Raw genomic sequence first — 6346 nt, forward strand, 5'->3', positions numbered from 1 at the left:
ACCCATGGACACGCGGGCACTGATGGAACTGAGCCTCGAGCGCTGGAACGACAAGGACCGGGCCGGGTGGTGCGCCCTCTTCGGGGAGGACGCGACGCTGAGGGCGCCGGGCGGCGTCGGCGGCTCCGGGCCGGAGATCGTGACGATGTTCTACCGCCTGTGGCAGGAGGCCTTCCCCGACAACCGGTGCCGCATCCTGCGGCTGGTCGACGGGGGCACCAGCGGCGCGCTCGAGGCGGTGTTCGAGGGCACCCACACCGAGACGCTGCACGCGCCGGGCGGGGATCTCCCGGCCACCGGCCGCCGCGTGAGCGTCCCCTTCATCAACATCGGCGACAACGACGGCGAGCGGTTCACCGACTTCGCGCTGTACTTCGACCAGGTCGAGCTGATGACCCAGCTCGGGGTCGTGGCGGCGCCGGTCGGGTGAGCCCGCCTAGGTCAGCGCGGCGAGCACCCGCCGGAACGCGTCCGCGGCGGGCTCGACGAGGCCGGCCGGCGCGGTCTCGTCGGTGACGTGGGCCTGCTCGGGGTCGCCGGGCCCGAAGACGACGGTGTCGGCGTCCCCGAGCGCGGCGGCGAGGACGCTCGCGTCGGTGAAGTAGGTGGCGTACCGGGGCGTTCCCCCGCCGAGCAGCTCCACGACCCGGGCGACGCGGGCCGGGTCGGTGTCGATCAGCGGCAGCTCGACGAGGCGCTCGGTCTCGACCGCGACGCCGGCCAGGTCGACGACGGTGGCCTCGGCCGCGTCGGGGGTGTCGCCCGGGACGAGGCGCAGGTCGACGGTGAGCTCGGCGCGGTCGGGCACGACGTTGGGCTGGACACCCGCACGCATCATGCCGACGTTCGCGGTGGTGGCGCCGTGGGTCGGGCTCGTGGGCCAGGCGTCGTGCTCGTGGACGCGCACGGCGGCCCGGGCGAGGTCGACCAGCGCGTTGTGGCCGAGGTCGGGGCGCGACCCGTGCGCCGGGACGCCCGTGGCCCGCAGCGCGAGCCAGAGCACGCCCTTGTGGCCCAGGACGACGTGGTTCGCGGTCGGCTCGGCGACGAGCAGCGTCCGCGAGGGCGCGAGCGTCCCGGCCGGGATCTCGCGGGCGCCCTCGCAGCCGGTCTCCTCGCCGAACGTGAGCACGACCTGCACGCCGCGACCGCCCGCGCGGACGTGGTCGGCCGCCGCGACGACCGCGGCGGCCACCCCGGCCTTCATGTCGCTGCTGCCCCGGCCGCGCAGTCGCCCGTCGACGACGTCGCCGGCCAGCGGGTCGAACGACCACACCGCCGCGTCGGCGGGCACGGTGTCCAGGTGCCCGGTGAGCGTCACCGGGGTGTCGTCGCCGTGCCGGGCGACGAGGTTCGCGCGGCCGGCCCGGGTCTCGTGCACGGTCACGGCGAGCCCGGCGTCGTCGAGGCGGCCGGCGAGCAGGTCCGCCGCGGCCCGCTCCCCGCCGCCGCGGGTGTCGAGGCGGACGAGCTCGGCGGCGAGGTCGAGGGCGCTCATGCCTGACCGGGATGCCCCGGGGATGACAGCCCGTCGTCCCGGCTCATGTCCTCGTGCCCGTCGACGATCGCGGCGAGCACGTAGGCCAGCGCCCCGCCGAGCCCGGCGACGAGCGCGATCCACCAGGGCCCCGGCGACGGCGGCAGGCTCGTCAGCACGGCCGGCAGCGGCGCGCCGGGCGCGCCCGCGCTGCCCAGCGCCGACGGGTCGACGAGCACCGGGACCGGCGAGGCCGCCCACGCCAGCAGCGCGCCCACCCGCCCGGCGACCCAGCCGCCCACGAGCGTCCCCACCACCAGCGCGACGAGCATCACCGGCCCGCGCCGGTGGCGACGGCGCCACGCCACGGCGCCCGCGATCACGCCGAAGGACGCCACGAGCAGGATGTGGATCGCCACCGCGTCGAAGGCGTGGTCGGCCTCCCCCGCCGGCGACCCGGTGCCCGCCCCGGGCAGCGCGACGACGTGCACGACGGGCGCGAGCAGCGCCCACAGCGCGCCGAGCGGGAGCCCGACCACCACGAGGATCGCGGCGTAGCGCAGCGCGGCCGGGACGTCCTCGCGCAGCTCCTCCCGCACGAGCCGCCCGGGCCGCTCGGTGGGCAGGAAGTCGTCGTCGACCGTCGTCGTCACGGTGTCGAGAACCCGTTCGTCCCGGCCGACTCCCCGTGCCGGCTGCAGCGGGCGGTCCAGCCCACGGGATCGACCTGCACGACCATGCGCCGGGCGCAGACCGGGCAGTGCCGCGGCGGGTCGACGGTGGCCAGCCGGCGCTCGCACGCCGCGTGGTCGCCCTCGGCCCGCGCGCCGCCGCACCAGGCGCAGTAGGCCGCGGTCCCGTCGGGCCCGCCGGGCTCGTCGGTCGGCTCGAGGACGGCGCTCACAGCGTGTCGTTCAGGGCCTTGATCGGCATCTTGAGGGTCTCGAGCATGTCGAGGTCCTGCTCGGCCGGGCGCCCGAGGTTGGTCAGGTAGTTGCCGACGATGATCGCGTTGACCCCGCCGAGCATGCCCTGCTCCGCGCCGAGGTCGCCGAGCGTGAGCTCCCGGCCGCCGGCGAAGCGCAGCACGGTGCGCGGCAGCGCGAGCCGGAACGCGGCGACGGTCATCAGCGCGTCGGCCCCCTGCGGTACCTCGAGGTGCGCGAACGGCGTCCCCGGGTTGGGGATGAGGAAGTTCAGCGGCACCTCGTCGGGCTCGAGCTCGGCGAGCTGCACCGCGAACTCGGCGCGCTGCTCGAGCGTCTCGCCCATGCCGACGATGCCGCCGCAGCACACCTCCATCCCCGCCGCGCGCACCATCTGCAGGGTGTCCCAGCGCTCCTCCCAGGAGTGCGTGGTGACGACCTCCGGGAAGTGGCTGCGGGCGGTCTCGAGGTTGTGGTTGTAGCGGTGCACGCCCATCGCGGCGAGCTCGTCGACCTGGGCCTGGGTCAGCATCCCCAGCGAGCAGGCGACGTTGATGTCGACCTCGGCGCGGATCGCGGCGATGCCCGCGCGCACCTGCTCCATGAGCTTCGCGTCGGGTCCGCGCACGGCGGCGACGATGCAGAACTCCGTCGCGCCGGTCTTCGCCGTCTGCTTGGCGGCCTCGACGAGGCGGTCCTTGTCGAGCCACGCGGCGCGCACCGGCGACTCGAACAGCCCCGACTGCGAGCAGAAGTGGCAGTCCTCGGGGCACCCGCCGGTCTTCAGCGAGACGATGCCCTCGACCTCGACCTCGGGCCCGCACCAGCGCATCCGCACCTCGTGCGCGAGCGCCAGCGCCTCCGGGAGGCGCTCGGTGGGCAGCTGCAGGACGGCCAGCACCTGCTCCTGCGTCAGGCCCTCCCCGCGTTCCAGGACCTGCTCGCGGGCCACGGCGAGGACGTCCTCGCCGGTCTCCGGAGCGGTCGCTCCGCGATCCACGGCCGTCACGCAGGGCTCCCTTCGTCGGGGTTGTTCGGGCTCGCCGCAGTGTGCCTCACGACGCGCGGTCCGGGGACCACCGACCGCCCAGGACGGGACCCAGGCCACACCGCGCGGCGTCGAGGAGCGCCGCCGGCGACGCCGTCCCGAGCCCGCCCGGCAGCACCCCCAGCAGGGGGGCACCGGTGACGACGGGGAGGTCGTCGAGGTTGGTCCGCTCGGCGAGGTCGGGCTGCGCCGGGTAGGCGCCGACGACGGTGCCGGCCAGCGGGATCCCGCGGCGGGCCAGCGCCTCGGCCGTCAGCGCGGCGGTGTTGAGCACGCCGAGCCCGGCGCTCGCGACGACCACGACGGGCGCGTCGAGGGCGGCGGCGACGTCGGCGAGGGTCTGGGGTGGGTGGGTGTCGGTGCCGTCGTTGAGGCGGACGAGCAGCCCGCCCGCGCCCTCGACGATCGCCAGGTCGGTGTCGAGGGCGCGCACGGCCGCGACGACCTCGGCGGCCGTCAGCGGCGTCGCCCCGGCCCGGCGGGCCGCCGTCGCGGGCGCGAGGGGGTCGGGGAAGCGGGCGAGCTCGAGCGTGTCCACCGGCCCGGCCAGGCGGACGACCGCGGCCAGGTCGCCGTCCTCGCCGGGGGCCACGCCCGTCTGCGCGGGCTTGACGACGGTGACGCGCTCCCCCGCCGCACGGGCCAGGGCCGCGATCGCGGCGACCACGACGGTCTTGCCGACGTCCGTGCCCGTCCCCGTCACGATCAAGGTCCGCACGGGCGGCGAGCCTGTCACATCGTCGACAGCACCCGGACCGCCCGGTGCTCGGCGTCGTCGAGCACCAGCGCCTCGGTGCAGAACGGCCGGAGCCGGCCGAGGGGGTCGGTGTGGTGGCCGTCGAGGTGGTCGTCCAGCGGCGCGCGCGGCCCCACGATCTCGGAGAAGAGCGAGCGGCCGGGCTCGGCCCGGATCTCGACGACCAGGCCCGGCCCGTCCGGGTCGCGGCGGCGCACGGCGAGCACGGCCGCCTCGTGCACGGCGAGCACCGCGGCGCGCACGGCGTCGCCCTCGAGCCCCGTCCGGCCGGCGGCGGCGGCGACGCAGCGGCGCAGCTCCGCGAGGTCCCCGGTGCCGTCGAGGTCGACCCGGCCGGCGACCGCGCCCCACAGCGCGGCCGGCGCCGGGCACGCGGTGGCCGGGGCGCGGTAGTCGGGGTTGTCGGTGGTGCCGATCGGGGTGGCGAGCAGCGGGTGCGTGCGGCGGGCGACGGCGAGCAGGCCCGGGTCGAGGTCGCGGCGGCAGCAGCAGATCAGCGTCAGCGGCAGGTCGCCGAGCACGGCGTTGAGGGCGTCCTCGCCGAACCCGCACTCGGCGGCGGACATCGACGCCGGGCAGCAGCCGAGCACCGTCGTGCGCCGCCCCGACCCGGCCCAGCCGCGCACGGTGGCGAGGAACGCCGGCTCCGACGGCGTCACCGTCGTCGACGGCGGCGGGTACTCGACGCGCTCCCCCGCCGGGCCGAGCTCCTCGCGGACCCGGCGCACCGTGGCGCGGTCGGCGGTGACGGACACGGCGTCGCCGGCGGCGATCCGGCGCCGCAGCTCGGGCACGGCCTGCCGCACGAGGTCGTCCGGACCGTCGTACACGAGCCCGAGGTGGACCAGGCCCTCCGGCGCCGGCCCGGTCACGACACGTCCTCGCTCTCGCGCACCGACGGGGGGCGGCCGACGGCGTCGAACAGGCGGCGCAGGAACCGGTGGCCGCCGTGCAGCACCATCTGCTGCCCGTCCGGCGCGGAGCGCGCGGCCAGCATGAGGATCTCCGCGCAGGCCACGTCCATGAAGTCGATGGCGGTCAGGTCGAGGTGCAGGTCCGGGCCGTCCTCGCGCTCGCGGGCCGCCCGCAGCGCGCCGTTGACCGCGGCGCCGAAGCGGCGGGCGACGTGGGCGTCGAGGTCGCCGTGGGGCCGCCACCGGTCGCCGCACCCGCTGGCCGCCCAGAACCCGTCGACGACGTCGCGGTGGTGCACCGCGACCGTCTCCCACACCGCGGTCTCGTTCTCGACGGGCACGGTGAGCTGGCAGAGCATCCGGACCGGCCACCGCTGGGTCAGCCCGTCGAACCCGGTCTCCCAGGTCGTGTACTCGGCGACCTGGGCGGCCTCGGCCATCGGGAGCTCGGGGCTCTCCTGGGTCATCGCGACCGTCGGCCACATGTCCTCGAGGGCGCGCTCGACCTCGCTGCGGTAGAGCGTGAGGACGCCGTCGCTGGTGGCGCCGTAGCGCTCGATGAGGCTCAGGAAGTCGAGGAACTCGAGCTGGCCCGACGCGAGGGCGTCGCGGGCGCCGCGCGGGCCGGCCGGTCCGGTGATCCAGTGCTGGTCGAGCCGCTGCCCCTCGTGCAGCCAGCCCTTGTAGTAGACCTTCGAACCGTGGGCGAGCTCGCGCTCCACCCACGACGCCGTGCCGCGCCGGCCCTGCTCGACCGTGTCGGCCACGAGCAACGTGTGGGGCGTGGCGCCGTCGAGATCCGGACGCACGGGCAGCAGCGGAGTCACGCCACCTCCCCGAACGCGCCGGGCGGCTCCCGAAGCGGGGACGGAGCTTACCGCGCTGACACGGTGGGTGACGAGTCGTTCGACGCTGCGTAGTTCGGCGCAGCGGGCGCACGCCCGGTCGGTGGCGTGTGACGTCGGCCGGTCGGGGGCTCAGGCGCCGACGATCGGGCCGAGCACCTTGTGCAGCACCTGGTCGACCAGCGCGAGGTCGTCGGCGGTGAGGTCGGCACGCGCGGTCAGGCGCAGGCGCGAGGTACCCGCGGGCACCGACGGCGGGCGGAAGCAGCCGGCGCGCACGCCGTGCTCAGCGCAGCCCGCCGCGGCGGCCAGCGCCGGCTCGGGCTCGCCGAGCACCACCGGCACCACCGCGGCCGTCGGCGCCGGCACGTCCAGGCCG

At 76.6% G+C, this 6346-nt stretch carries 8 protein-coding genes and 1 pseudogene; 1 reads left to right on the forward strand and 8 read right to left on the reverse strand.

The genetic code is table 11. The features are described 5' to 3' along the window. Positions 1–4: 4 nt before the first annotated feature. The gene (locus tag ABD994_RS23865; protein WP_345421268.1) at positions 5–430 is read left to right on the forward strand and encodes an ester cyclase; all 426 of its coding nucleotides are present in this window, start codon (positions 5–7) and stop codon (positions 428–430) included. A 6-nt stretch (positions 431–436) separates the two neighbouring features. Here the strand turns inward: ABD994_RS23865 and ABD994_RS23870 are convergent, their stop codons facing one another. The 8 genes and pseudogenes from ABD994_RS23870 to ABD994_RS23905 form a co-directional block, all read right to left on the reverse strand. Further along, positions 437–1498: a M20 family metallopeptidase gene (locus ABD994_RS23870; RefSeq protein WP_345421271.1), complete on the reverse strand. Its 1062-nt coding sequence runs from the start codon at positions 1496–1498 to the stop codon at positions 437–439. After that, positions 1495–2130: a DUF2567 domain-containing protein gene (locus ABD994_RS23875; protein WP_345421274.1), complete on the reverse strand. Its 636-nt coding sequence runs from the start codon at positions 2128–2130 to the stop codon at positions 1495–1497. Before ABD994_RS23875 ends, ABD994_RS23870 begins: the two co-directional genes overlap by 4 nt. Continuing rightward, the gene (bsaP, locus tag ABD994_RS23880) at positions 2127–2381 is read right to left on the reverse strand and encodes a biotin synthase auxiliary protein BsaP (RefSeq protein ID WP_345421277.1); all 255 of its coding nucleotides are present in this window, start codon (positions 2379–2381) and stop codon (positions 2127–2129) included. The genes ABD994_RS23875 and bsaP overlap by 4 nt, the downstream gene beginning before the upstream one ends. Beyond that, the gene (bioB, locus tag ABD994_RS23885) at positions 2378–3412 is read right to left on the reverse strand and encodes a biotin synthase BioB (protein ID WP_345421280.1); all 1035 of its coding nucleotides are present in this window, start codon (positions 3410–3412) and stop codon (positions 2378–2380) included. The genes bsaP and bioB overlap by 4 nt, the downstream gene beginning before the upstream one ends. Positions 3413–3458: 46 nt before the next feature. Further along, positions 3459–4169 (reverse strand): dethiobiotin synthase, encoded by a 711-nt coding sequence (gene bioD, locus ABD994_RS23890; RefSeq protein ID WP_345421283.1) that lies wholly within the window; start codon positions 4167–4169, stop codon positions 3459–3461. 14 nt (positions 4170–4183) lie between these two features. Beyond that, positions 4184–5080 carry a hypothetical protein gene (locus ABD994_RS23895; RefSeq protein WP_345421286.1) on the reverse strand — a complete coding sequence of 299 codons (897 nt, stop codon included), beginning with the start codon at positions 5078–5080 and terminating at the stop codon, positions 4184–4186. Continuing rightward, the gene (locus ABD994_RS23900; protein WP_345421289.1) at positions 5077–5949 is read right to left on the reverse strand and encodes an STAS domain-containing protein; all 873 of its coding nucleotides are present in this window, start codon (positions 5947–5949) and stop codon (positions 5077–5079) included. Before ABD994_RS23900 ends, ABD994_RS23895 begins: the two co-directional genes overlap by 4 nt. A 150-nt stretch (positions 5950–6099) precedes the next feature. Continuing rightward, positions 6100–6346, reverse strand: a pseudogene (locus ABD994_RS23905) (8-amino-7-oxononanoate synthase); the annotation flags it as partial.

The sequence above is a fragment of the Actinomycetospora chlora genome (assembly GCF_039542135.1).
Classification (GTDB): Bacteria; Actinomycetota; Actinomycetes; order Mycobacteriales; family Pseudonocardiaceae; genus Actinomycetospora; species Actinomycetospora chlora.

Excerpts from the sequence above, each read along its gene's own strand:
- ABD994_RS23865 (WP_345421268.1), top strand. The coding sequence starts at position 5 with ATGGACACGCGGGCACTGATGGAACTGAGCCTCGAGCGCTGGAACGAC.
- ABD994_RS23870 (WP_345421271.1), bottom strand. The coding sequence starts at position 1,498 with ATGAGCGCCCTCGACCTCGCCGCCGAGCTCGTCCGCCTCGACACCCGC.